25 protein-coding genes are annotated in these 23,207 nt (G+C 64.4%); 18 read left to right on the top strand and 7 right to left on the bottom strand.

What is annotated here, in order from left to right:
• Positions 1 to 10 precede the first annotated feature (10 nt).
• The 4 genes from RSE14_RS02295 to arsH are packed head-to-tail and all read left to right on the top strand — an operon-like array spanning position 11 to position 2,779.
• Positions 11 to 532: an arsenate reductase ArsC gene (locus RSE14_RS02295; RefSeq protein WP_324075633.1), complete on the top strand. Its 522-nt coding sequence runs from the start codon at positions 11 to 13 to the stop codon at positions 530 to 532.
• Complete coding sequence (gene arsC, locus RSE14_RS02290; protein WP_324075632.1) at positions 529 to 957, top strand: arsenate reductase (glutaredoxin); 429 nt, start codon at positions 529 to 531, stop codon at positions 955 to 957. Before RSE14_RS02295 ends, arsC begins: the two co-directional genes overlap by 4 nt.
• Positions 954 to 2,024, top strand: a complete 1,071-nt coding sequence (arsB, locus tag RSE14_RS02285) for an ACR3 family arsenite efflux transporter (protein ID WP_324075631.1) — start codon at positions 954 to 956, stop codon at positions 2,022 to 2,024. Before arsC ends, arsB begins: the two co-directional genes overlap by 4 nt.
• A gap of 14 nt (positions 2,025 to 2,038) precedes the next feature.
• Positions 2,039 to 2,779, top strand: a complete 741-nt coding sequence (gene arsH, locus RSE14_RS02280) for an arsenical resistance protein ArsH (RefSeq protein ID WP_324076796.1) — start codon at positions 2,039 to 2,041, stop codon at positions 2,777 to 2,779.
• An 80-nt stretch (positions 2,780 to 2,859) separates the two neighbouring features.
• On the opposite strand, the gene RSE14_RS02275 is transcribed toward arsH, so the two are convergent.
• Entirely contained in the window at positions 2,860 to 4,104 is a 1,245-nt protein-coding gene (locus RSE14_RS02275) for a tyrosine-type recombinase/integrase (protein ID WP_324075630.1), read from the bottom strand.
• A gap of 313 nt (positions 4,105 to 4,417) precedes the next feature.
• Between RSE14_RS02275 and ribB the strand changes: the two genes are divergently transcribed.
• The 4 genes from ribB to RSE14_RS02255 all read left to right on the top strand — a co-directional run bounded on the left by ribB (position 4,418) and on the right by RSE14_RS02255 (position 7,031).
• Positions 4,418 to 5,665 carry a 3,4-dihydroxy-2-butanone-4-phosphate synthase gene (ribB, locus tag RSE14_RS02270; RefSeq protein WP_324075629.1) on the top strand — a complete coding sequence of 416 codons (1,248 nt, stop codon included), beginning with the start codon at positions 4,418 to 4,420 and terminating at the stop codon, positions 5,663 to 5,665.
• A 5-nt stretch (positions 5,666 to 5,670) separates the two neighbouring features.
• Positions 5,671 to 6,093, top strand: a complete 423-nt coding sequence (ribH, locus tag RSE14_RS02265) for a 6,7-dimethyl-8-ribityllumazine synthase (protein WP_324075628.1) — start codon at positions 5,671 to 5,673, stop codon at positions 6,091 to 6,093.
• Between the two features lie 161 nt (positions 6,094 to 6,254).
• Positions 6,255 to 6,428: a hypothetical protein gene (locus RSE14_RS02260; protein WP_324075627.1), complete on the top strand. Its 174-nt coding sequence runs from the start codon at positions 6,255 to 6,257 to the stop codon at positions 6,426 to 6,428.
• 126 nt (positions 6,429 to 6,554) lie between these two features.
• Entirely contained in the window at positions 6,555 to 7,031 is a 477-nt protein-coding gene (locus tag RSE14_RS02255) for a MarR family transcriptional regulator (RefSeq protein ID WP_324075626.1), read from the top strand.
• A 12-nt stretch (positions 7,032 to 7,043) separates the two neighbouring features.
• Here RSE14_RS02255 and eno read toward each other — a convergent pair whose 3' ends face one another.
• Positions 7,044 to 8,330, bottom strand: coding sequence for a phosphopyruvate hydratase (gene eno, locus RSE14_RS02250; protein ID WP_324075625.1), 1,287 nt, complete (start codon positions 8,328 to 8,330; stop codon positions 7,044 to 7,046).
• Between the two features lie 163 nt (positions 8,331 to 8,493).
• Here eno and RSE14_RS02245 point away from each other — a divergent pair, with 163 nt between their 5' ends.
• From RSE14_RS02245 to RSE14_RS02220, 6 genes are all read left to right on the top strand, one after another.
• Entirely contained in the window at positions 8,494 to 9,144 is a 651-nt protein-coding gene (locus RSE14_RS02245; RefSeq protein ID WP_324075624.1) for a hypothetical protein, read from the top strand.
• Between the two features lie 38 nt (positions 9,145 to 9,182).
• Entirely contained in the window at positions 9,183 to 9,605 is a 423-nt protein-coding gene (locus RSE14_RS02240) for a phage holin family protein (RefSeq protein WP_324075623.1), read from the top strand.
• On the top strand, positions 9,602 to 9,979 hold the full coding sequence (locus RSE14_RS02235; RefSeq protein ID WP_324075622.1) for a hypothetical protein: 378 nt from the start codon (positions 9,602 to 9,604) through the stop codon (positions 9,977 to 9,979). The genes RSE14_RS02240 and RSE14_RS02235 overlap by 4 nt, the downstream gene beginning before the upstream one ends.
• A gap of 2 nt (positions 9,980 to 9,981) precedes the next feature.
• Positions 9,982 to 10,506: a hypothetical protein gene (locus RSE14_RS02230; RefSeq protein ID WP_324075621.1), complete on the top strand. Its 525-nt coding sequence runs from the start codon at positions 9,982 to 9,984 to the stop codon at positions 10,504 to 10,506.
• 67 nt (positions 10,507 to 10,573) lie between these two features.
• The gene (locus RSE14_RS02225; RefSeq protein ID WP_069310170.1) at positions 10,574 to 10,804 is read left to right on the top strand and encodes a DUF4170 domain-containing protein; all 231 of its coding nucleotides are present in this window, start codon (positions 10,574 to 10,576) and stop codon (positions 10,802 to 10,804) included.
• Between the two features lie 4 nt (positions 10,805 to 10,808).
• Positions 10,809 to 11,288, top strand: a complete 480-nt coding sequence (locus RSE14_RS02220; RefSeq protein ID WP_324075620.1) for a GNAT family N-acetyltransferase — start codon at positions 10,809 to 10,811, stop codon at positions 11,286 to 11,288.
• 111 nt (positions 11,289 to 11,399) lie between these two features.
• Here RSE14_RS02220 and RSE14_RS02215 read toward each other — a convergent pair whose 3' ends face one another.
• The 4 genes from RSE14_RS02215 to carA form a co-directional block, all read right to left on the bottom strand.
• Positions 11,400 to 11,687, bottom strand: a complete 288-nt coding sequence (locus RSE14_RS02215; RefSeq protein ID WP_324075619.1) for a hypothetical protein — start codon at positions 11,685 to 11,687, stop codon at positions 11,400 to 11,402.
• Positions 11,688 to 11,707: 20 nt separating this feature from the next.
• Complete coding sequence (gene greA / locus RSE14_RS02210; RefSeq protein ID WP_324075618.1) at positions 11,708 to 12,184, bottom strand: transcription elongation factor GreA; 477 nt, start codon at positions 12,182 to 12,184, stop codon at positions 11,708 to 11,710.
• Positions 12,185 to 12,305: 121 nt separating this feature from the next.
• Positions 12,306 to 15,644, bottom strand: coding sequence for a carbamoyl-phosphate synthase large subunit (gene carB / locus RSE14_RS02205; protein ID WP_324075617.1), 3,339 nt, complete (start codon positions 15,642 to 15,644; stop codon positions 12,306 to 12,308).
• Positions 15,645 to 15,747: 103 nt separating this feature from the next.
• On the bottom strand, positions 15,748 to 16,929 hold the full coding sequence (gene carA, locus RSE14_RS02200; RefSeq protein ID WP_324075616.1) for a glutamine-hydrolyzing carbamoyl-phosphate synthase small subunit: 1,182 nt from the start codon (positions 16,927 to 16,929) through the stop codon (positions 15,748 to 15,750).
• A 141-nt stretch (positions 16,930 to 17,070) separates the two neighbouring features.
• On the opposite strand from carA, the gene RSE14_RS02195 reads away from it, so the two are divergent.
• From RSE14_RS02195 to rpoD, 4 genes are all read left to right on the top strand, one after another.
• Positions 17,071 to 17,523, top strand: coding sequence for a GatB/YqeY domain-containing protein (locus RSE14_RS02195; RefSeq protein ID WP_324075615.1), 453 nt, complete (start codon positions 17,071 to 17,073; stop codon positions 17,521 to 17,523).
• Positions 17,524 to 17,612: 89 nt separating this feature from the next.
• The gene (locus RSE14_RS02190; protein WP_324076794.1) at positions 17,613 to 17,963 is read left to right on the top strand and encodes a GIY-YIG nuclease family protein; all 351 of its coding nucleotides are present in this window, start codon (positions 17,613 to 17,615) and stop codon (positions 17,961 to 17,963) included.
• A 6-nt stretch (positions 17,964 to 17,969) separates the two neighbouring features.
• A complete protein-coding gene (gene dnaG / locus RSE14_RS02185) occupies positions 17,970 to 19,841 on the top strand; it encodes a DNA primase (RefSeq protein WP_324075614.1) in 1,872 nt (623 codons plus the stop codon).
• An 83-nt stretch (positions 19,842 to 19,924) separates the two neighbouring features.
• The gene (gene rpoD / locus RSE14_RS02180) at positions 19,925 to 21,958 is read left to right on the top strand and encodes an RNA polymerase sigma factor RpoD (protein WP_324075613.1); all 2,034 of its coding nucleotides are present in this window, start codon (positions 19,925 to 19,927) and stop codon (positions 21,956 to 21,958) included.
• A 31-nt stretch (positions 21,959 to 21,989) separates the two neighbouring features.
• Here the strand turns inward: rpoD and RSE14_RS02175 are convergent, their stop codons facing one another.
• Positions 21,990 to 23,138: a sterol desaturase family protein gene (locus RSE14_RS02175; protein WP_324075612.1), complete on the bottom strand. Its 1,149-nt coding sequence runs from the start codon at positions 23,136 to 23,138 to the stop codon at positions 21,990 to 21,992.
• Between the last annotated feature and the right edge of the window lie 69 nt (positions 23,139 to 23,207).

Raw genomic sequence — 23,207 nt, 5'->3', positions numbered from 1 at the left:
GAGGCTGAAAATGTCCGATAAAATCTACAACGTCCTGTTCCTGTGCACCGGCAACAGCGCTCGCTCGATTTTGGGCGAGGTGCTGATGAACAAGCTGGGCGAAAACCGCTTTGCCGCTTACAGCGCGGGCAGCCAGCCCAAGGGTAATGTCCACCCAATGGCAATCGAGGTGCTGGACGGGTTCGGCTTTCCGACCAACGGCCTGCGATCGAAAAGCTGGGACGAATTCACCCGGCCCGACGCGCCCGAATTCGATTTCATCTTCACCGTCTGCGACAATGCCGCAGGCGAAAGCTGCCCGGTCTTTCCCGGCAAGGCGATCACTGCACATTGGGGCGTGGAAGATCCCGCCGCTGTCGAAGGCGAAGGCCAGCGCAAGGCGTTCCTGGAGGCGCTGACCTATCTCAAGCGCCGGATCGAGCTGTTCCTCATGTTGCCGATCAAGAGCATCGACGAGATGGCGATGCGCGGCAAGCTTGCCGAAATCGGGCGCGAGGAAGGCGCCAGCATCCGGGCAAAGGACACCCAATGACCACTGACATCGTCATCTATCACAACCCCGAATGCGGCACCTCGCGCAACACGCTGGCGATGATCCGCAATGCCGGGATCGAACCCCATGTGGTGGAGTACCTCAAGACGCCGCCCTCGCGTCCGCTGTTGGAAAGCCTGCTTGATCGTGCGGGCATCACCCCTCGTGCCCTGCTGCGCGAAAAGGGCACGCCATTTGCCGAGCTTGGGCTGGATGATCCCGCGCTGACCGATGCTCAGCTGATCGATGCGATGATGGCGCATCCGGTACTCATCAACCGCCCGCTGGTGGTCTCTCCGCTGGGCGTCAAGCTGTGCCGTCCGTCCGAAGAGGTGCTTGATCTGATCTCTGCCGATCAGCGCGGAGCGTTCGTCAAGGAAGACGGCGAACAGGTCGTCGATGCATCGGGGCAGCGCATAAAATGAACCAAACCCTCGCCAATCCTTCGCCTGCCGCCTCGCCGCTGGGCAACTTCGAACGGTATTTGTCGGTCTGGGTGCTGCTGGCCATTCTGGCGGGGCTGGCACTGGGTCTGGTTGCTCCCGGTGCAGTCGGAGTGCTGGCCGGGCTGGAATATGCCTCGGTCAATCTCGTCGTCGCGGTGCTGATCTGGGCGATGATCTTTCCGATGATGGTCGGGGTCGATTTCGGCAGCATCAAGGACATCGGCCGCAAGCCCAAGGGGCTCGTCATCACGCTGGTGGTCAATTGGCTGGTCAAGCCGTTCACCATGGCAGCGCTGGCGGTGTTGTTCTTCGATTACCTCTATGCCGGGCTGATGAGCGAGGGCGATGCCGATCAATACATCGCGGGCCTGATCCTGCTCGGCACGGCGCCCTGCACCGCGATGGTATTTGTCTGGTCGCAGATGACCAAGGGCGATCCGGCCTACACGCTGGTGCAGGTTTCGGTGAATGATCTGGTGATGATCGTCGCCTTTGCACCCATCGTAGCGCTGCTGCTGGGCGTCACCGACATTGTGGTGCCGTGGGATACGCTGCTGCTGTCGGTGGTGCTCTATGTCGTCGTGCCACTGGTGGCGGGGGCCATCACGCGGAACCGGGTGATCGCGTCGCATGGCGGCGATGAGGCTGCGGTGGACGCCTTCACTGCCCGATTGAAGCCGTGGTCGATCATTGGCCTGCTGGCGACCGTGGTGCTGTTGTTCGCCTTTCAGGCTGGCACGATTGTCTCCAATCCGCTGCTGATCGTGCTGATCGCGATCCCGATCATCATCCAGTCTTACGGCATTTTCGCGGTCGCCTATGCCGCCGCAATGGCGTGGAAGGTGCCGCACAATATCGCAGCCCCTTGCGCGCTGATCGGCACGTCGAACTTCTTCGAACTGGCGGTGGCGGTTGCGATTGGCCTGTTCGGCCTGTCGAGCGGGGCCGCGCTGGCGACGGTCGTCGGCGTGCTGGTCGAAGTGCCGGTGATGCTGTCGCTGGTCGCATTCGCCAACCGCACCCGCGACCGTTTTCCCGCTGCATGACTGAAAGCATCCTGATGGCCCGCCTGCGCGCTTTGCCCGATCCTGAACACCTGCCCGCGCTGCGTCCCGAATACCTGCACCGCAATCCGGCGAGCGGCCTTGGCGCGATCGATCAGCCGCCGCGAATCCTGTTGCTTTACGGCTCACTCAGGGAACGATCCTTCTCTCGCCTGGCGGTGGAGGAGGCGGCGCGCCTACTGCAAATGTTCGGCTGCGAAACGCGGATTTTCGATCCGTCAGACCTTCCATTGCCCGATCAGGTGACCGGCGACGATCATCCGGCGGTGCACGAATTGCGTGAACATTCGCTGTGGTCGGAAGGGCAGGTATGGTGCAGCCCCGAACGCCACGGCACCATCACCGGGATCATGAAGGCGCAGATCGATCACCTGCCGCTCGCCTACAAGGGCCTGCGCCCGACGCAGGGCCGCACGCTGGCAGTGATGCAGGTGTGTGCAGGCTCGCAGAGCTTCAACACGGTCAACACCCTGCGCATTCTTGGGCGCTGGATGCGGATGGTCACGATCCCAAACCAATCGTCGGTCGCCAAGGCCTATGACGAGTTCGACGAGGCGGGCCGCATGAAGCCATCCGCCTATTACGACCGCATCGTCGACGTTATGGAGGAACTGGTGCGCTTCACCGTCCTTTTGCGCCCGCACGCCGAAATGCTGGTCGACCGCTATTCCGAGCGGGTCGAGCGCGATCTGCCGGTCGCAACCCCGGTTGAAAAGGCGGGGATTGCTTCAAGCTGAAGACCGGACCATTGGATGGACGCCGTTGGCAATGAGGCACCGCTCGCAATGGTCTGGATCTGATCGCGCCCCATAACGGCCTAGGCCGACAGGAGAGACCGCAGCTTCGTATCCCAGGCATCCAAAGCGGTCCGCTTCTCATCGTCATACTTGTAGCGATTATAGATTCCCGCGACCCCTGCCCTTGTTCCGCTGATATGATTTAGCACGCTTTCGGTCACCTCCACAGGGACTCTCAGCGATTGAAGATGGGTTGCCCCGGTTCGGCGGATATCGTGCAGTCGCCAATTCGGAACCTCGACCTGGTCGGGGTCTCCCCCCTCTTCGATCTGCTTTGCCTTAAGGTATGCAATCATGTCCTTGTGGAGCGCCGCCCGTCCTTTGAAGAAGCCCGAGACGGGAGTGGTCCCTGTCGTGGTGAATACCAGGCCCTTGCGCTTCGGACCCAGCAGCTGGAGCTCTGCGAGCGCTAGGCTCGTCAGCGGGATGACGTGTTCCTGATCATTCTTCGCCCGATCGGCCGGCAAGGTCCATCGGCGCGCGTCGAGGTCGATTTCGGACCAGTCCATCTCGGCAACTTCCTGACGCCGTTGCATCGTCAGGATCAGCATCCGGACGAAGGGCCCCCACGGCCATCCGGAATTCTCGGTCGCCCGCCACAAGGCGACAATCTCCTCGTCGCTCAGCACCCGGCGGCGCGACGGGACAGCCTTTGGCGCCTTCATCCCGGCCAGCGGAGAGACGTCGATATCCTGCCGGTCGGTCGCCCAGTTGAAGAGCTTGCGCAGCAGCGAGTGGATCTCCTTGCGCCGCGCAGGGCGATCGGAATACTCGTCCAGCACCTTCACGATGTCGGCGCGGGTGATCTCATGGACGGGTCGGTTGCCCCAGCGGGGAATAAACACGTTGTTTATCGTGCAATTCGCCGAGCCCCACGTCCCCCGCCAGTTCGGCTTGAGATAGAGCTCTACGAACCTTTCGCTGTAGGTCCGAAAGTTTAGCGTCTCCTTTTTCCGCTTCGCTTCGCGCTTGGCTTCGACCGGATCGATACCTTGATAGACCTGGACCAGCAGCCGCTCGGCTTCTTTGCGCGCTGTTGCTGGGGTCCATGGACTTCCGACAGGGCCGATTGTCTTGCGGCGTGCAGGCCCGCCGTCGACCCGATATTGGAACACAAAGGACTGCGCTCCTCTTGGCGTGATACGGAGTCCGAAGCCCTTTAACCGGGGGTCCCACACGTAAATGTCGCGGTGCGGGTCCGGTGTGATGGACTGGATTGTTCGCAATGTGATTGACTGATTCGGCATGATCTGGCGCTCGTCCACGTAATCGCCACGTAATCAGATGTCGGGATTACGATGGCGTAGCGAAGGGTAATCCACGGCGGATTTATTCCAACCGTTTCAAGCCCTTGAGCGTAGTTTGGCGTAGTATTGGAAAGGAACGAAAAGGGCACAAAGCTCCGCTCTTAATCAGCGGGTCCTAGGTTCGAGCCCTAGTGCGTCCACCATCCCCTTCAATTTCCTGTTTCGCTCAGTGGCACGGCGCGGCACAAGCTCGCAGATTTGCCATGCCCGAAACCCGCGATTGGCGGCGAACCTGCCTTGCAATCACATCCTGATGTGATACATCGCCAGTATGAACACATCACTCATCACACGCGTTCGCGATCTCGTCACATCGGGCGCCATGACCCGCGCCGGCCTCGCCCGCGCCGCAGGGCTCCACGCCAATACCCTGCGCGATTGCGCAGAAGCGGGCTGGAACCCGACCGCCGAGACCCTCGCCAAGCTCGAGGCTTTCCTCGACGCCAATGACGACAAGCCGGTGCTCGCCACAATCGAGGAGATCATCGACGAGGCGCGCAATGGCCGCATGTACATCCTCGTCGACGACGAGGACCGCGAGAACGAGGGCGATCTCATCATCCCGGCGCAGATGGCGACCCCGCAGGCGATCAACTTCATGGCGATGTATGGGCGCGGCCTCATCTGCCTCGCGCTCACCAAGGAACGCGTCGACCTGCTCGGACTCGAACCGATGAGCCGCAACAACAAGGAATCGATGCAGACCGCCTTCACCATCTCGATCGAGGCGAAGGAAGGCGTCACCACCGGCATCTCGGCAGCAGACCGCGCGCGCACCATTTCGGTGGCGATCGATGCCACCAAGGGCGCGGACGATCTCGTCACCCCCGGCCACGTCTTCCCGCTGATGGCGCGCGATGGCGGCACGCTGGTGCGCGCAGGCCATACCGAAGCGGCGGTCGACATCTCGCGGCTGGCTGGCCTCAATCCGAGCGGCGTGATCTGCGAGATCATGAACGAGGACGGCACCATGGCCCGCCTCGACGATCTCGTCAGCTTCGCGCGCAAGCACGACCTGAAGATCGGCACAATCCGCGATCTCATCGCTTACCGGATGCGCAATGATCACCTCGTCGAACGGCTGGGCGAGCGCGGCTTCGAGAGCGATTACGGTGGCCAGTGGCGGATGATCACCTATCGCGACCGGGTGGCGGGTAACGAGGCCTATGTCCTCCAGAAAGGCCATGTCATCCCCGGCGAGCCCACCCTCGCCCGCGTTCACCCGATTTCGGTGTTCGACGATGTGCTGGGCCAGCCCGGCCCGCGCAAGCGCACGCTCCAGCGTGCCATGCAGGCAGTGGGAGCACATGGCTCGGGCGTCATCGTGATCCTCACCGGCCGCGTCGGCACGGGCGAATGGAGCCGCGACGAGGAGTTGCGCAGCATCGGCATCGGCTCGCAGATCCTTGTCGACCTCGGCGTAACCGACATGGTGCTGCTGTCGAACAGCCGCCCCGATCTGGTCGCGCTCGAAGGCTACGGCCTGACCATCACCGACTTCCACCCCATTCCGGAGTAAGCCCCATGTCCCGTTTCCTGATCGTCGAAGCGCGTTTCTACGCCCACCTTAACGACATGCTGATCGAGGGCGCGCGCGCCGCGCTGGAAGCGGCCGGGCACGAGGTCGAGGTGCTGACCGTTCCAGGCGCACTCGAAATCCCCGGCGCCATCGCACTTGCGGCAGAGGCCGATCTCTATGACGGCTTCGTCGCCATCGGCGTGGTGATCCGCGGCGAGACCTACCACTTCGAGATCGTCGCCGGCGAGAGTGCCCGTGCGATCATGGCGCTGACGATGGACGGCATTGCCATCGGCAACGGCATCCTCACGGTCGAGAACGAAGCCCAGGCTCTGGTGCGCGCCGATCCCGCCCAGAAGGACAAGGGCGGCGAGGCGGCCAAGGCGGCGCTGGCGCTGCTCGCCCTGCAGGATCGCTTCGGGCGTTAGGGTGACGTGGGGGCAGGTGTTCCAAATTGGGCCCGCCCCCACACTAGGTATTTTCCCTCTGTAGCTTTCCCTAAGCCATTAACGCGATATCCGAGCAGCTTCTGCTGTTGCTCGCCGGTCGCACGGGTTAGCAGCTGTTCCAGCAGCTTCGGGATATCGCATTGGAAAACTCACCTTCTCCGGCACCGGATTTTTCCGGCTTGCCTGCTATCATTACCTCGCTTGAAGCGCAGTTGTGCGCGCTTGATACCATGGGCGCACATATTGGCGCAGCCCATCTGGATGCAGCGATCCAGCAGTTGCGGCTTGATCTCGCGCGCCACAGCATGGCCTGATTTCCTCAAGGAAAAGAGCGGCCTGCGTAGTAACCCGTAAAGCCAAGGACAGCCGCGCTCGCTAGATTTGCGGCGTGATCCAAGGCAGCACCCCGTCACCCGCAACGCACGATCGGACGCTAGCCGATGGATAGCTCCGCACCTGCTGCCGAAGCGGACGAGCTTGCCGCGCGGCTGCTGCATCCGCTGGCCGATGAATTGCTCGCCATCGCCACAAGGCTGCGCGATGCGGCGAGTGCTCCCGGCGATCAGAGCCCGCGCCCGCAGCGCAGTGACCGGCGCTACCTCGCCCTCGCCCGCCAGGCCTATACCCTACGGCGCAAGCGGGCGGCGATCTTCGGCAATCCCGAGCTTTTCGGGGAACCCGCGTGGGACATCCTGCTCGATCTCTACATCGCCCATGGCGAGGGCAAACCGGTCTCGGTGTCGAGCGCCTGCATCGGTTCAGCCGCGCCGCCCACCACGGGGCTGCGCTGGCTGGGCGTGCTGGCCGATCACGGCTTTGTGCTGCGCGAGAATGATCCCGAAGATCACCGCCGCGTGCTGGTGCGGCTGACCCGCTCCGGCATCACGGCGATGGAACGTTTCTTCGACGCGATCTAGCCCGCGCAGGGCTCAACAACGCCCGCCAAAGCAGCCGCGCCCGGCATAAACGGCACTGTCGCCCAGCTCTTCCTCGATGCGGATCAGCTGGTTGTACTTGGCAAGCCGGTCCGACCGCGCGAGGCTGCCAGTCTTGATCTGCCCGCAATTGGTGGCAACCGCGAGATCGGCGATGGTCGCATCCTCGGTCTCACCCGAACGGTGGCTCATCACGCAGGTGTAGCGCGCGCGGTGCGCCATATCGACAGCGGCGAGCGTTTCGGTCAGCGTGCCGATCTGGTTGACCTTCACCAGCAGCGAATTGGCGAGACCCTTGGCAATCCCGTCAGACAGGCGCGCGGGGTTGGTTACGAACAGATCGTCGCCCACCAGCTGCACATTGTTGCCGATCTTGGCGGTGAGCGCCGCCCAGCCCGCGAAATCATCCTCGCTCATGCCGTCCTCGATCGAACGGATCGGATATTCGGCTGTGAGCTTGGCGAGGTAATCGGCCATTTCCTCCGGCGACAGGCTGAGCCCCTCGCCCGAGATTTCGTACTTGCCGTTCCGGAAGAACTCGGTCGCGGCGCAGTCCAGTGCCAGCACGATGTCCTCGCCCGGCGTGAACCCTGCCTTGGTGACGCTTTCCATGATGAAGTCGAGCGCAGCGCGGGTGCTGGCAAGGTTCGGGGCAAAGCCGCCCTCGTCGCCGACACTGGTGGCGAGGCCCTTCTGGTGGAGGCCCTTCTTCAAGGTGTGGAACACCTCCGCACCCCAGCGCACCGCCTCGGCCAGACTGTCTGCGCCGACCGGCATGATCATGAATTCCTGAATGTCGATCGGATTGTCGGCATGCTCGCCGCCGTTGATGATGTTCATCATCGGAACGGGGAGCACATGGGCCGAGACCCCGCCGAGATAGGAATAGAGCGGCAGGCCGCGCGCATTGGCCCCAGCCTTGGCCACCGCCAGCGAAGTGCCGAGGATCGCATTAGCCCCGAGGCGCGACTTGTTGGGCGTATCGTCCAATGCGATCAGCGCCAGATCGATGTCGCGCTGGTCTTCGGCATCGAAGTTCTCGATCAGCATTTCGCGGATCTCGGTGTTGACCGCTTCGACCGCCTTCAACACGCCCTTGCCGAGATAGCGCGACGCATCGCCATCGCGCAGTTCCACCGCTTCATGTGCGCCGGTCGATGCGCCCGAGGGCACCGCGGCGCGGCCGAAGCTGCCATCGTCCAGTAGCACATCGACTTCGACGGTGGGGTTACCGCGACTGTCGAGAATCTCGCGGCCGTGCAGGTCGATGATGGCGGTCATGTTTGGCTCCGGCTGGAATGTGTTGTAGGATGGTAAGACACTCTGGACGGCATGATTCTGGGTCACACCGCTTAGTGTTCGCGTCCCTATGCGCCCGAACTCTCCGGCGCAAGCGTGAGCGCCTCAGGCTGGCCCGGAGCATGAGAGACAAGGATCAAAAACCATGGCAGACGAAACCTCTCCGAAGAAAGCCCCGGCCAAGAAACCCGCGGCCAAGAAGACCCCGGCAAAACCGGCCAAGGGCGGCACGACAGCAAAGACCGCCGGTGCCACCAAGGCCGCGCCGCGCAAGACCGCCGCCACCGCAAAGAGCGCTACGCCCGCTGCTGCGCCTGCGCCGGTCGCCGCCGCCAAGAGCCGCTTCAACGCCGCGCTGGAAGAAGCCAAGGCCGGCGCCGCGGCCCTGCGCGCAGAAGCCGAAACCCGCCTCACCACGGTGAGCGGCCAGGCCAAGGACAAGAGCACCGATCTGGTCGCCGATGCCAAGGCCTACGGCGAACAGGCGCTCGGCAAGGCTGGCGAAATCGCGGTCGAGGGCAAAAAGGTCACCAGCGACGCGATCGCCTCGCTCGGCAAGGTGGTGGGCGAAAGCGCTGCCCAGATCGACGAGAAGCTGGGCGAACAATATGGCGACTATGCCCGCAAGGCCTCGCGCAGCTTGCAGGAAACCTCGGCCAAGCTCGATGCCAAGAGCGTCGAGGAACTGGGCGATGATGCCCGCGAGATGGTGCGCAAGAGCCCCGGCGTGGCCGTGGGGATTGCCGCCGTGTTCGGCTTCTTCATCGCGCGCCTCTTAGGCGGCAAGCGCAAGTAAGGGAGCCAGGCACCCTGAGCCTCGACGAGATCCCGGACATGGCTGACAGCCCGCCCGCTGCGCCGCAGGATGCTGCTTCCGGCGACGGCGCACCCGCGCCTGAAGAGGCCGCAGCAGCGGACGCGCTGGCGGCCCTGCGCGAGGAAATCGCGATCCTCGTCGAGGATGCACGCACCTACGCCGAGGCCGAGGCCGCCTTCCAGAAAACCCGCGCTGCCATAGCGGGAAAGACGGCGGGGCGCGCTCTGGTCTTCGTCGTGCTGGCGCTGGTGCTGCTCAATATCGCGCTGATCGCGCTCGCGGTGGGCGCGGTGTTCGCGCTCGCTCCACTGGTGAGCGTGTGGGGCGCGATCGCGATTGTGGTCGGCGTGCTGCTGCTGGGCGTCGTGCTGCTGGTGCTGGGCGCAAGGAATGACGGCGCGCTGCTTGCCGCGCTGTTTGCCGCCGGGGGCAAGCCATGAGCGTCCTGCCCCAGCGCTTCATTGAGGACCGGGCGCTGCGCGATGCGGCCCGTGCGGTGCTGGACGAGGACATTGCCCGCCTGCGCACCAGCCTCGGCGAACAGGGCGTGGCGAGCCGCGTTACCTCCAGCATCGGTACGACTGTCACAGGCAGATTGAAGGCCGGGGCGAGTGATGTGCTCGAATCCGCCAAAGACACCGCGATCGACAATCGCGGGGTGATCGCGGTGCTCGTCAGCGCGATCCTCCTGTGGCTGATGCGCGGGCCGCTGCTCTCACTGGTGACCGAGGAAGATTTTGCCCATGAAGAGGGCACGGATTTGGACGGCGCAGAAGCGGCGGTGGCCCCCGCTTCGCCCGCCGAGGGAGAGTAACGATGAATGACCCCACCCCTGTTCTTGGACGCGATTCGCTGCGCGCCCGGATCGAGGCGGCCGAGCGCCGCAATGCCGAGCGGAGCCTTGCCGATCAGGCCCGTGCGGCGGCGGAGAAGGCGAGCGATTTCGCCCGCGCCAATCCGCTGACTGTGATCGGCGGCGCGCTGGCGGTGGGCCTTGTGATCGGGCTCGCCACCCGTCCGGGGCGCAAGGTCGCCGGACGCGCGGTCGGCGCTGTGAGCGCAGCGGCTTCGGGCGTGGCTGACAGCGCGAGTGCGAGCGTCAAGGGTCTGGCCGCCCGCGGTGGATCGCGCATCGCCACGCTGCTGGGCGAAGCAGCGATGGCCTATGCGGTGAAGCTGCTCGACGAGATCCTCGCCGATGCCGATGCCGGGCAGGAGAAGCTCTCCGAACTCGGCAAGAAAGCCTCGGGCGCAGCCGACACGGTGATCGAGGCTGGACGCAAGACCGGTCGCAAGGCCGCTGACGGGGTCCGCAGCGCCGCGGCGAGGCGCAAGCGCTGATCGAGGCTTGCCCTAGGCGAGCAAGGCGTTAAGGGGCGCGCATCCTCCCTCCCCAAGGATTGGCAACATGGCTGAAACCACCCCTACCCAGCGGCTCCACCTCGTCATGGGCGGTCGCGTCAAAGACCCGCGCGGCATCGAATTCCAGGACCCGGAAAGCATCCACGTCGTCGGCGTCTACAGCTCCTATGACGCGGCGGTCGACGCGTGGCGCGCGCAAGCGCAGCGCACAGTCGATGATGCCGAGATGAAGTATGTGGTGGTCCACATCCACAAGCTGCTGACCCCGGAAGACTAAATCCGTGATCCGGCCCTTCCGCGCCAGTGACGCCGGGGCCGTTGCCGACCTGACGCTGGCGGCGATCCGCGCCATCGGGCCGCGCGCCTATTCGCCTGCGCAGGTCGCTGTCTGGGCGGGGCGCCATCCCGGGCCCGAGCGCTTCCTTGACCGCGTGGCCAAGGGGGATCGCATCCTCGTTGCCGTAGACGCGGGCGATGTGCCGGTGGCCTATGCCCTGACCGAGCCGGACGGGCATCTCGACATGCTCTATTGCCACCCCGATCACGCTGGACGCGGGCTCGGCCTTGCGCTGCTGGAGGCGGCCGAAGCCGAGGCTCGGGAGGGCGGGCTCGCCCATCTCTTTACCGAAGCGAGCGAACTCGCCCGCCCGGTGTTCGAGCGTGCCGGATATGCCCTGCTCCACCGCCGCGACTTCACCATCGGCGAGGGAGACGCCGCCGTCGCCATCCACAATTACGCGATGGAAAATGTGCTCGGCTAGCAGCGCAAGAGGCCGGAATGTTTCACGTGAAACACGCGCCATCCCGCGCTCATCTCGGGGTCAAAGCGAGGCTAAGGGGGGTCTAAAAATCCCGCTTTTTTCGACGACAGCCTAGCGCAGCGCGGCCACGGCGGCCGCGACACCCACGGCCAACAACGCGAACATCGCCTTGGTGCGGCGGTCCGAACGGCGGCAGGACCAGCGTTCCTCGTCGAGCCACCACCTGCCCTTGCCATCGGTGCGCAGCACATCCGCGCCCTTCAGCCGTTCAAAGGCACGCAAGCGGCTCGGACGGGCAGGCGCATAGGGGATGGCATCGGCCATGCTGGTGGCACCGGCATCGAGAAAATGCCGGGCAACCTGACGTTCGGCAATCGGATGAACGGGAACAGCAGCCACGGTGCAACCCCTTTGGCGGGTTAGATGAACTCGATCTTGTCGACGAGGTAGAACTTCTCGCCCGAAGGCACGGTCACCTCGATCTCGTCACCCACAATCTTGCCGATCAGCGCGCGCGCCAGCGGCGAGTTGTAGCTGATGCGGCCCTTGTTGGCATCGGCCTCGGTCTGGCCGACGATCTGGTAGCGCACCGGCTTGTCGTTCTCGTCCAGCAAGGTAACGGTCGCGCCGAAGATGATCTTGTCGCCCGACAGCGTCGTCGGATCGATGATCTGCGCGCGGCTTACCATGTTCTCGATCTCGCCGATCATGGCTTCGACCTGGCCCTGACGCTCCTTGGCGGCATGATATTCGGCGTTTTCCGAAAGATCGCCATGCGCGCGCGCTTCCTCGATCGCCTCGACGATCCGGGGGCGCTCGTCGCGCAGTGCCTTGAGGTCAGCGGTGAGCCGCTCGTACCCTTCGGCCAGCATCGGGACCTTTTCCACGGTAGCCATGTCTCGCGTCTCTTCCTGTATGCTCTTGGCTCTCGCCGATAGGGGATGAAACTATCATGGCCGCGCATTTGTTAAAAACGCGGCCACGACGAACATCTTATGTCGGAGGGAGCGAGGTCAGTTAAACCCCATAATAGTCTTGCAGGGAGCGGACTTCAAGTTGCTCGGGTCCAACAGCGGCAATCGCCGCCGCCGCAGCGACCGATGCGGTTGCCGTGGTGTAATAGGGCACCTTGCCCGCAAGCGCGGCCTGACGGATCGATTTGGAGTCCATCAGCGACTGCCAGCCTTCCGTGGTGTTGAAGATCAGCGCGATATCGCCATCGATGATCTTGTCGACGATATGCGGCTGACCCTCGGCCACCTTGTTGACACGCTCGACGGCAAGGCCCTGTTCGGTCAGCCAGCTTTGCGTGCCGCCGGTGGCAACAACGCGGAAGCCGTGCTCGATCAGGCGGCGGATGGCCGGCACGATCATCGGCTTGTCGGTATCCTTGACCGAAACGAACAGCGTGCCGGCACGCGGCAGCTTCATGCCCGCCCCGATCTGCGACTTGAGGAAGGCGGCCTCGAAGGTGCGATCGATGCCCATCACCTCGCCGGTCGACTTCATTTCGGGGCTCAGCACCGGATCGGCGCCGGGGAAGCGTGCGAAGGGGAACACCGCTTCCTTGACCGACATATAGGGCAGATCGCGCTTGAACGGCTCGAACGAGCTCAGCGGCTCGCCCGCCATGACCCGCGCGGCGATCTTGGCGACCGGCTGGCCGGTGGCCTTGGCAACGAAAGGCACGGTGCGGCTGGCGCGCGGATTGACCTCGATGAGGTAAACCACGCCGTCCTTCACCGCGAACTGGATGTTCATCAGGCCCTTCACGCCCAGCGCAAAGGCCAGCGCCTCGGCCTGACGCTCCATCTCGGCGATGATCGCCGGCGGCAGCGAATAGGGCGGCAGGGTGCAGGCAGAATCGCCCGAGTGGACACCAGCTTCCTCGATATGCTGCATCACGCCCGCGATCCGCACCTCGGTGCCATCGCACACCGCATCGACATCGCATTCGATCGCATCGCGCAGATACTGGTCGATGAGGACAGGGCTGTCGCCCGACACGTTGACCGCCGTGGCGATGTAGTCATCGAGCTGGGCTTCGGAATCGACGATCTCCATCGCCCGACCGCCCAGCACATAGGAAGGGCGCAGCAGCACCGGATAGCCGATGCGCGCGGCGACCGCTGCGGCCTCGTCGCGGCTGCGGGCGATGCCGTTTTCGGGCTGCTTCAGCTTCAGCTTGCTCACCAGCTTGGCGAAGCGCTCGCGGTCTTCGGCAAGGTCGATCGCATCGGGCGAGGTGCCGAGGATCGGGATACCAGCATCCTCCAGCGCCTGTGCCAGCTTCAGCGGGGTCTGCCCGCCGAACTGCACGATCACGCCCAGCAATTCGCCGTTCTGCTGCTCCACCCGCAGGATTTCGAGCACGTCTTCGGCGGTCAGCGGCTCGAAATAGAGGCGGTCGGAAGTGTCGTAATCGGTCGAGACGGTTTCCGGATTGCAGTTGACCATGATCGTCTCGAAGGCCGGGCCATGCCATTCCTCGCCCAGCGCAAAGCAGGCGTGGACGCAGCAATAGTCGAACTCGATCCCCTGCCCGATGCGGTTGGGCCCGCCGCCAAGGATGACGATCTTCTTGCGGTCAGACGGCGCGGCTTCGCACACGGGCTCGCCGAAGGTCGGGGCCTCGTAGGTCGAATACATGTAGGGCGTGATCGCCTCGAACTCGGCCGCGCAGCTGTCGATCCGCTTGAACACGGGGAAGACGCCGAGCTTGTGGCGCAGCGCGCGCACTTCCTCTTCGCTGGTGGCACCGGCCATGGCGACGAGCGCATCGTGGAGCAGGCCCGAACGCTTGGCCTGCGTCTCGGCCAGCCCGCCCGCCACACCCACCGAGCGCACCGCAAGGGTGGCAAGGCGCTTGTCGGAAAAGCCCATGCTCTTGAGACGGCGCAGGCCTGCGGCATCACGCGGCAAGCCATCGGCCTGCACTTCGCGCTCGGCCGCGATGATCTGTTCGATCTGGCGCAGGAACCACGGATCATAAAAGGTGACCGCGGCGATTTCCTCCACGCTCATGCCTTCGCGGAAGGCCTGGCCGACCTTGAGCAGCCGGTCCGGCGTGCGGCGCGAGAGCGCGGCGGTGATGACATCACGCCCGGCCCCTTCGAGCTCCGGCACGCGGTTGAAGCCGTCGAGGCCGGTCTCCAGCCCGCGCAGGGCCTTCTGCACCGACTCCTGAAAATTGCGCCCGATTGCCATGACTTCACCGACGCTCTTCATAGCGGTCGAGAGGTCATTGGCCGCACCCTTGAACTTTTCAAAGGCAAAGCGCGGGATCTTGGTGACGACGTAATCGATGGTCGGCTCGAAGCTCGCCGGGGTCGCGCCGGTGATCTCGTTGGTCAGTTCGTCGAGTGTGTAGCCCACGGCCAGCTTCGCCGCGATACGGGCGATGGGGAAACCCGTCGCCTTCGACGCCAGCGCCGAGGAGCGCGACACGCGCGGGTTCATCTCGATCACGATCAGGCGGCCATCCTTGGGGTTGACCGCGAACTGGACGTTGGAGCCGCCCGTCTCCACCCCGATCTCGCGCAGGCAAGCGATGCTCGCATTGCGCATGATCTGGTATTCCTTGTCGGTCAGCGTCAGCGCCGGGGCGACGGTGATGGAATCCCCGGTGTGCACGCCCATCGGATCGACGTTCTCGATGGCGCAGACGATGATCGCATTGTCCTTGCGATCGCGCACCACCTCCATCTCGAACTCCTTCCACCCGAGGAGCGATTCCTCGATCAGGACTTCGTTGGTGGGCGAAGCATCGATGCCTTCGCGCACGATCTTCTCGAATTCGGCCTTGTTATAGGCGATGCCGCCGCCGGTGCCGCCGAGGGTGAAGGACGGGCGGATGATGGACGGGAGCCCCGTGCGTTCGAGGATCGCGAAGGCTTCTTCAACCGTATAGGCCACGCCCGAACGCGCGCTTTCGAGCCCGATCGAATCCATCGCCTCGCGGAAGCGCTGGCGGTTCTCGGCCTTGTCGATCGCGTCAGCCTTGGCCCCGATCATCTCGACGCCGTATTTCGCGAGCGTGCCGTCGGCATCGAGCGCCAGTGCGCAGTTCAGCGCGGTCTGTCCGCCCATCGTCGGCAGCAGCGCATCGGGCCGCTCCTTCGCGATGATCTTGGCGACGATATCGGGCGTGATCGGCTCGATATAGGTCGCGTCGGCAAACTCCGGATCGGTCATGATCGTCGCGGGGTTCGAGTTGACGAGGATGACGCGGTAGCCCTCCTCCTTCAACGCCTTGATCGCCTGCGTGCCGGAGTAGTCGAACTCGCAGGCCTGCCCGATGATGATCGGACCAGCGCCAATGACGAGGATCGAGGAGATGTCAGTTCTTTTGGGCATCAGAAAACCGATCGGATGATTGTGAGACTGGCAGAGCGGTCGTTCCCGCTTACCGAAGAGGGGCGACCTTGAATGGGCAATTCAGGACCGCGCGAGAGGGGCACTAGACCAGTCCCCCCACGAATTTCTCGAACAGGTAGAAGCTGTCCTGCGGCCCCGGCGAGGCCTCGGGGTGATACTGCACCGCGAAGGCCTTCTTGCCCTTGATCGCAATCCCGCAATTGGTCCCGTCGAACAGCGACACGTGGGTCTGCTCGACATTCTCCGGCAGCGTGTCCACATCCACCGTGAAACCATGGTTCATCGAGGTGATCTCGACGAGGCCGGTGGTCTCGCCCCAGCCCTCGCCCACACGCTGCACCGGATGGTTCGCGCCGCGGTGGCCCTGGTGCATCTTGATCGTCTTCGCGCCCGCGGCGAGCGCGAGCATCTGGTGGCCCAGACAAATGCCGAACAGCGGCACGTCCGCCTCCAGCAGCGCTGCAATCACCGGCACAGCATATTCGCCGGTCGCCGCCGGATCGCCCGGGCCGTTGGAGAGGAACACGCCATCGGGTGCGAGCGCCATCACCTGGTCAAACGAGGTCTTGGCCGGCACCACCGTCACCCGCGCGCCGGCGCGCACCAGATTGCGGAAGATATTGTCCTTCGCGCCGTAATCGATCGCGATCACGTGGGGCTTGGCATCGAAGGCCGCGCGGCCATAGCCCTTGCCCAGCGCCCAGGCACCGCCCGCCCACTGCTCGCCGCCATCCCGCGTCACGCGCACGGCGAGGTCCATGCCTTCGAGGCCCGGCCATGCCTTGGCGCGCTCCAGCAGCGCGGGGATATCGAACTTGCCGTCAGGCGCATGGGCGATCACCGCATTGGGCGCGCCCGACTGGCGGATGCGGCGGGTGAGCGCGCGAGTGTCGATGCCCGAGAGCCCGATCTTGCCGTTCCTCGCCATCCATTCGCCGAAGCGTTCGATCGAGCGGAAGTTCGACGGCTCGGTCACATCCTCGCGCACCACGCAGCCCACCGCGCCTTCGACGCGGCTCTCGATATCCTCGCCATTGGCGCCGACATTGCCGATATGCGGGAAGGTGAAGGTGACGATCTGCGCGGCGTAGGAGGGATCGGTCATCACCTCCTGATAGCCCGTCATCGCGGTGTTGAAGCACACCTCGCCCACGGCAGAACCCGCCGCGCCGAAGCCCTTGCCCCACACCAGCGTGCCGTCGGCCAGAACAAGGACTCCGGTTGCCCCTGAAGGTTGCGCGCGAGTGGATGCGGGGTCGGCCATAGGGCGCTCCGTTATTGGGTTTCCGGCGATGGTGCTAAGTTTTGCCCGCTAGGCCCATGCTCCCCCCGCGTCAACCTAGGCGCGGGCCGATATTTGCGTTAGGGGGCCGCGCAAATCCCAAATCCACAGGAAATGACGCAAATGATCCGTGACGATATCAAGGCCGCCACCATCGCAGCGATGAAAGCGGGCGAGAAGGACCGCACCGCCGCGCTCCGCCAGATCAGCGCCAAGATCAAGGACCGCGACATCGAGGAGCGCACCAGCGCCAAGTCCATCCCCGACGATGAGCTGGTGGTGAGCGTGCTCCAGAAGATGGCCAAGCAGCGCCGCGAATCGATCGAGATGTATGATGCCGGTGGCCGCAAGGAACTGGCCGACAAGGAGCGCGGCGAACTCGCCGTGATCGAGGAATTCCTCCCCCAGATGATGGACGAGGCCGCCACCATCGCCGCAATCGAAGCGATCAAGGCGGAGACCGGCGCATCGACCATGAAGGACATGGGCACCGTCATGGGCGAGCTGAAGGCCCGCCACGGCGCAGTGCTTGACGGGAAGCTGGCCAGCACGCTGGTGAAGGCTGCGCTGTCTTAAGCAACATCCGTTCGTGTCGAGCGAAGTCGAGACACTTTGCGCTGAGTGTCCTCTCGACTTCGTTCGAGGGGAACGGCAGTGTGCTTGGCATGGCTTTCTGGTGCTACATATTGCGCTGTTCTGACGGCAAATATTACACGGGACACACCGATAACCTCGAACGAAGGCTGGCCGAACACCATCACGGCGGCTTTTCCGAGTTCACCTCCAAACGGCGACCGCTCACACTGCTTTGGGCACAGGATTTTCCGAGCCGGCACGAGGCCCTGGCAACCGAGTTGACCGTCAAGAAATGGTCCCGGGCGAAGAAGGAAGCGCTTGCCCGGTCCGACTGGAAAGCCCTGTCGCACTTCGCCAAGCCGCCATCGGAACGATCCACAAACGCTCCACCGCTTGGTGTCTCGACTGCGCTCGACACGAACGGAGATGAGGGGCACTAGGAAGAGATGGCTATCACCCCGCAATGGAAGGACGAGCTGCGTGCGCGGATCACGCTGTCCTCGCTTGTCCAGCGCAGCGTCAAGCTGACGCGGGCGGGACGCGAATGGCGCGGGTGCTGCCCGTTCCATGACGAGAAGACCCCGAGCTTCTACGTCAACGACCAGAAGCAGTTCTATCACTGCTTCGGCTGCGGGGCGCATGGCGATGCGATCAGCTGGATGGTGGACCAACAGGGCCTCCAGTTCATGGACGCGATCAAGGAGCTGGCGGGCATGGCCGGGATGGATGTCCCGGCGCCTGATCCGGTGCAGGCCAAGCGCGCCGAGCAGCGCGCCAGCCTGATCGATGTGACCGAGGCGGCGCAGCGGTTTTTCGTGGAGAGCCTCGCCGCGCCGGGCGGCAAAGTGGCTCGCGACTATCTCGAACGGCGCGGATTTGCCCCTGCCGTGATGCGCGAATTCGGCTTCGGCTGGGCACCGGACGAGCGGCAGGCGCTCCCCAAAGCGCTCGGGCAATTCGGCGAGGACATGCTCGAAGGCGCCGGGATGCGCGCCGCGAACGAGGCGGGCGAGCGCTATGACCGCTTCCGGGGCCGCGTCATGCTTCCCATTCAGGACGCGCGCGGGCGGGTGATCGCGTTCGGCGGGCGCATCCTCGACAAGCGGGATGGCGTCGCGAAATATCTCAACTCCCCCGATACCGAGCTCTTCGACAAGGGCCGCACGCTCTACAACCTCCACCGCGCCGCGCCCGCTGCCCGCCAGACCGGCCGCGTGGTGGTGGTCGAAGGCTATATGGATGTGATCGCGCTCGCCAATGCCGGGATTGCCGATGCGGTCGCGCCCTTGGGAACCGCGCTCACCGAGATGCAGCTCGAACTGCTGTGGCGCATGGTCGAGGTGCCGGTGCTGTGCTTCGATGGCGATGCGGCGGGCCAGCGCGCGGCGATGCGGGCGATTGCGCGGGCGCTGCCGCTGCTCGCCCCGATGCGCTCGCTCAGCATTGTGCGCCTGCCTGCGGGGCTCGATCCCGATGACCTCATCGAGGCCCAAGGCAAGGGGGCGATGGAGCGGCTGCTGGCCGAGCCTGCCAGCCTGGTCGACACGCTGTGGGAATTCGAGCGCGATGCCCAGCCCCTTGCAACGCCCGAGGCCAAGGCCGGGCTGAAGGCGCGGCTGATGGCGCATGTGGAGACCATCGCCGACCCCGAGATCAAGAGCCTCTACCGCCGCGAGCTGGGAGACCGGTTCTCGGCCTTCGCCTACCCGCCCCGCCCGCAGCGCGCGCCTTCTGCTCCCATGCCTCGTCAGGGCCAGCGCGGCCCATGGAAGGGTGCGCCGATGCCCCCGCCGGGACTTTCGGAAGAAGCACGGCGGCAGCTTTCGGGCATCATGGCAGGCGGCCAGCGCAAGGGCTTGCTTGCGGCAGTCATCGCCGGCCTCACCCGCTATCCGCAGGAGATCACCCGGCATACAGAGGCGCTCTCTGCCCTCGCGCGGCATGACCCCAGGGCCGCGCCTTTGGTCGAATCGCTGTTCGAACTTTCAGAAACGCTTGATTCGCACGCGGCAAACGCCATATGCGGAGAGTTAGGCCAACCTGCCCCGCCGGCAGACATCCGTTACGCCTTCCTTGATGAAGGCACATCCACCGGCGATGCGTGCGAGGAACTGGCTGAAGCTGTGTCGCTGCTGGTCGAACGGCCAGCGCTTGAGGCTGCGCTTGCGGCCACGATAGCCCGTTTCGAAAGCGATCCTGAAGGATCGTTTGCCGAACAGACGCGGCTGCGCGCACAGCTCATGACAGTGGACGAACGCCTCAAGGCATTCGGGCGCAGGAAAGCCGCGCAGGCGGCAACGGGTGACGATACCGCCTGACCGGCGGATCTGGGATAAACACGGCGGCGGTCCTCGGCAGGGTGCGAGGGTTGGCCATCACGGTAACGGATTGATTGCAGAATATGGCCGAAAAAGAAGATGCTCCGCTGATCGATCTCAACGAGGCTTCGATCAAGAAGCTGATCAGCAAGGCCAAGAAGCGCGGCTATGTCACCTATGACGAGCTCAACGAAGCGCTGCCCTCGGGCGAGATGAGCCCCGACCAGATCGAGGACATCCAGACCGCCTTGTCGGAAATGGGCGTGCAGATCGTCGAAAGCGACGAGGAAGCCGAAGCCGAAGGCGACGAGGACGGCGACGAGGTCGAGGATATCGGCTCGGACGACGACGATGATGACGAGGACGGCGAGAAGAAGGGCCCGTCCAAGGATGCCCGCGCCGGCAACAAGAAGCTCGTCACCGGCGAGCGCACCGATGATCCGGTGCGCATGTATCTGCGCGAAATGGGCGCGGTGGAACTGCTCAGCCGCGAAGGCGAAATCGCCATCGCCAAGCGCATCGAGGCCGGGCGCGACATGATGATCATGGGGCTTTGTGAAAGCCCGATCACCTTCCACGCGATCATCCATTGGTCCGAAGCGCTCAACAATGGCGACATGCAGCTGCGCGAGATCCTCGATCTTGACGCGATGCTCTCCAAGGAACCGCCGGCCGACAAGATGGCCGAAGGCGCCGAGGATGACGACGACGACGGCGAAATCTCCGAAGCCACCGCCGGCCCGACCATCCGCGAGGATGACGAGGTCGAGGACGAGCCTGATGCGGACGGCGATGACGACGAGGACGGCGAAGGTCGCCCCAAGCGCGAAGAGGAAGAGGAGGAGGACAACACCCTCTCCCTCGCCCAGATGGAAGCCGCGCTGAAGCCCGAGGCGCTCGAACGCTTCGCCCGCATCACCAAGCTGTTCAAGAGCTTCGAGAAGCTCCAGGCCGAGCGGGTCGAGACGCTGGGTGCGGGCAACGAATTCCCGGGCGCCAAGGAAAAGAAGTACGAGGCCCTGCGCGAAGAGCTGACCGCCGAGGTCGAAAGCGTGCAGTTCCACGCGACCAAGATCGAATTCCTGGTCGACAACCTCTACGCCTTCAACCGCCGGCTGACGACGCTGGGCGGGCAGATGCTCCGCCTTGCCGAGCGCCACAAGATCAAGCGCATGGACTTCCTCGATTCCTATGTCGGAAACGAAATGGACGATGCCTGGATCAGGGAGCGCGCCAAGAAGGACAAGAAGTGGGCCGCCTTTGCCGAGCGCGAGGAAGCCCCGATCGAGCGCATCCGCGCCGAAATCGCCGACATCGCCGCACAGACCGGCATGAGCCTCACCGAGTTCCGCCGCATCGTCAACATGGTGCAGAAAGGCGAACGCGAGGCGCGCATCGCCAAGAAGGAAATGGTCGAGGCGAACCTGCGTCTGGTGATCTCCATCGCCAAGAAATACACCAATCGCGGCCTGCAATTCCTTGATCTCATTCAGGAAGGTAACATTGGTCTGATGAAGGCGGTCGACAAGTTCGAATACCGCCGCGGCTACAAGTTCAGCACTTACGCGACGTGGTGGATCCGGCAGGCGATCACCCGTTCAATCGCCGATCAGGCGCGCACCATCCGTATTCCGGTGCACATGATCGAGACGATCAACAAGCTGGTGCGCACCTCCCGCCAGTTCCTCCACGAGGAAGGCCGCGAGCCGACGCCGGAAGAAATGGCGCAGCGCCTCTCCATGCCCTTGGAGAAGGTGCGCAAGGTGATGAAGATCGCCAAGGAGCCGATCTCTCTCGAAACGCCCATCGGCGACGAGGAAGACTCACACCTGGGCGATTTCATCGAGGACAAGAACGCGATCATCCCGGTGGATGCCGCGATCCAGGCGAACCTCAAGGAAACCGTCACCCGCGTGCTCGCCTCGCTCACCCCGCGTGAAGAGCGCGTGCTGCGCATGCGCTTCGGCATCGGGATGAACACCGATCACACGCTGGAAGAAGTCGGCCAGCAGTTCTCGGTGACGCGCGAACGTATCCGTCAGATCGAAGCCAAGGCGCTGAGGAAGCTCAAGCACCCGAGCCGGTCGCGCAAGATGCGCTCGTTCCTCGATCAGTAAACCGCGAAAGGCCCCGCTTCGGCGGGGTTTTTCATGTGCGGCCCAGCGGCCACACCAGCTGCCGCGCCCAGCCCTCCGGAGCGCGCTCTCCTGCGATGCCGTAGCCGCTCGGCCAGCGATCGTCCGGCATGTGATGCGTGCCGAACCAGCGGTCGATCATCGGCAGGTGGACCGCGAAATTAACGTCGCGCGCCTCCGGCTCGATCCCGTGGTGCCAGTGGTGGAAGCGGGGCATGGCGATCCAGCGCTCCAGCCATGCGGCGCGCGGCGCGAAGTTGGCGTGGATGAACACCGCGTGGAAGCTCACCAGCGCGAGGTAGGCATAGACCGCCGTATCGGCGAACCCCGCCACCAGCAGCGCCAGCAGCACCAGGCCTCTTGTAACGATCACATCGACAAGATGCAGCCGCGATCCCGCGATCCAGTCCATCGCCTCCAGCGAATGGTGGACCTTGTGGAAGCGCCACAGGAAGGGGACCGCATGGAAGGCGCGGTGAACCCCATATTGCGCAAGGTCCGCCACCAGCACCGCGAGCGCGAATTGCACTACCACCGGCAGGCTCTGGACCGCGCTTTGCGCTGACGGCACCGCCAGCAGGCTCCCCAAGGCCACGGCAGGCGCGAGCACGGCGACGCTCATCACCTGTGCAAGCGCGTGGCTGGCGAAGAAATATTGCGTGTCGGTCAGCCACCCCCGCCGGAACGCGCCCTGCTCGGCGCGCAGCGGGAAAGCGCGCTCCAGCGGCACGAACACCGCCGCCGTGCTGAGCGTGCCCAGCACAAACCAGTCGAGCCCGAGATAGACCGCGCTGGCTCCCCCGCGCGGGATCTCCACGCCCCCTGCCCCCAAGGCAAGCGCCGCGCCCGCCAAAACCAGCCCCGTCACCCCCAGTGCCTTGCGCCGTCGCAGCAGCATCGAAAGGCCCGCCAGCGCCATCGCCGCGAGCAGCCCCACATCAATCGCAAGCCGCACCAGCTCCAGCGGATAGCGGCTCCGCAACTCCGGCAGGGTCAGATATTGCGGGAAGTGCAGGCACAGCACGGCGAAGAGCGCCAGAAGCCCCAGCACGATTCCCAGAATCCCGCTGATCCAGCCCGTGCCGAAGGTGCGCGGCCGCCCGTCGGCAAAGACGCGGGCGAGCCATTGCTCGGCATTGAGGGGACGCGCGGGTTGCTCCATGGCCAAGTGCCTAGCATCCATGCCCTTTCCGCGGCGTAAAGCAAAAGCTGCGCTGGCGGTCGAAAAGCG

Source organism: Erythrobacter sp., from assembly GCF_035194505.1.
GTDB lineage: Bacteria > Pseudomonadota > Alphaproteobacteria > Sphingomonadales > Sphingomonadaceae > Erythrobacter.
This window is presented reverse-complemented; position numbering and strand designations above follow the sequence as displayed.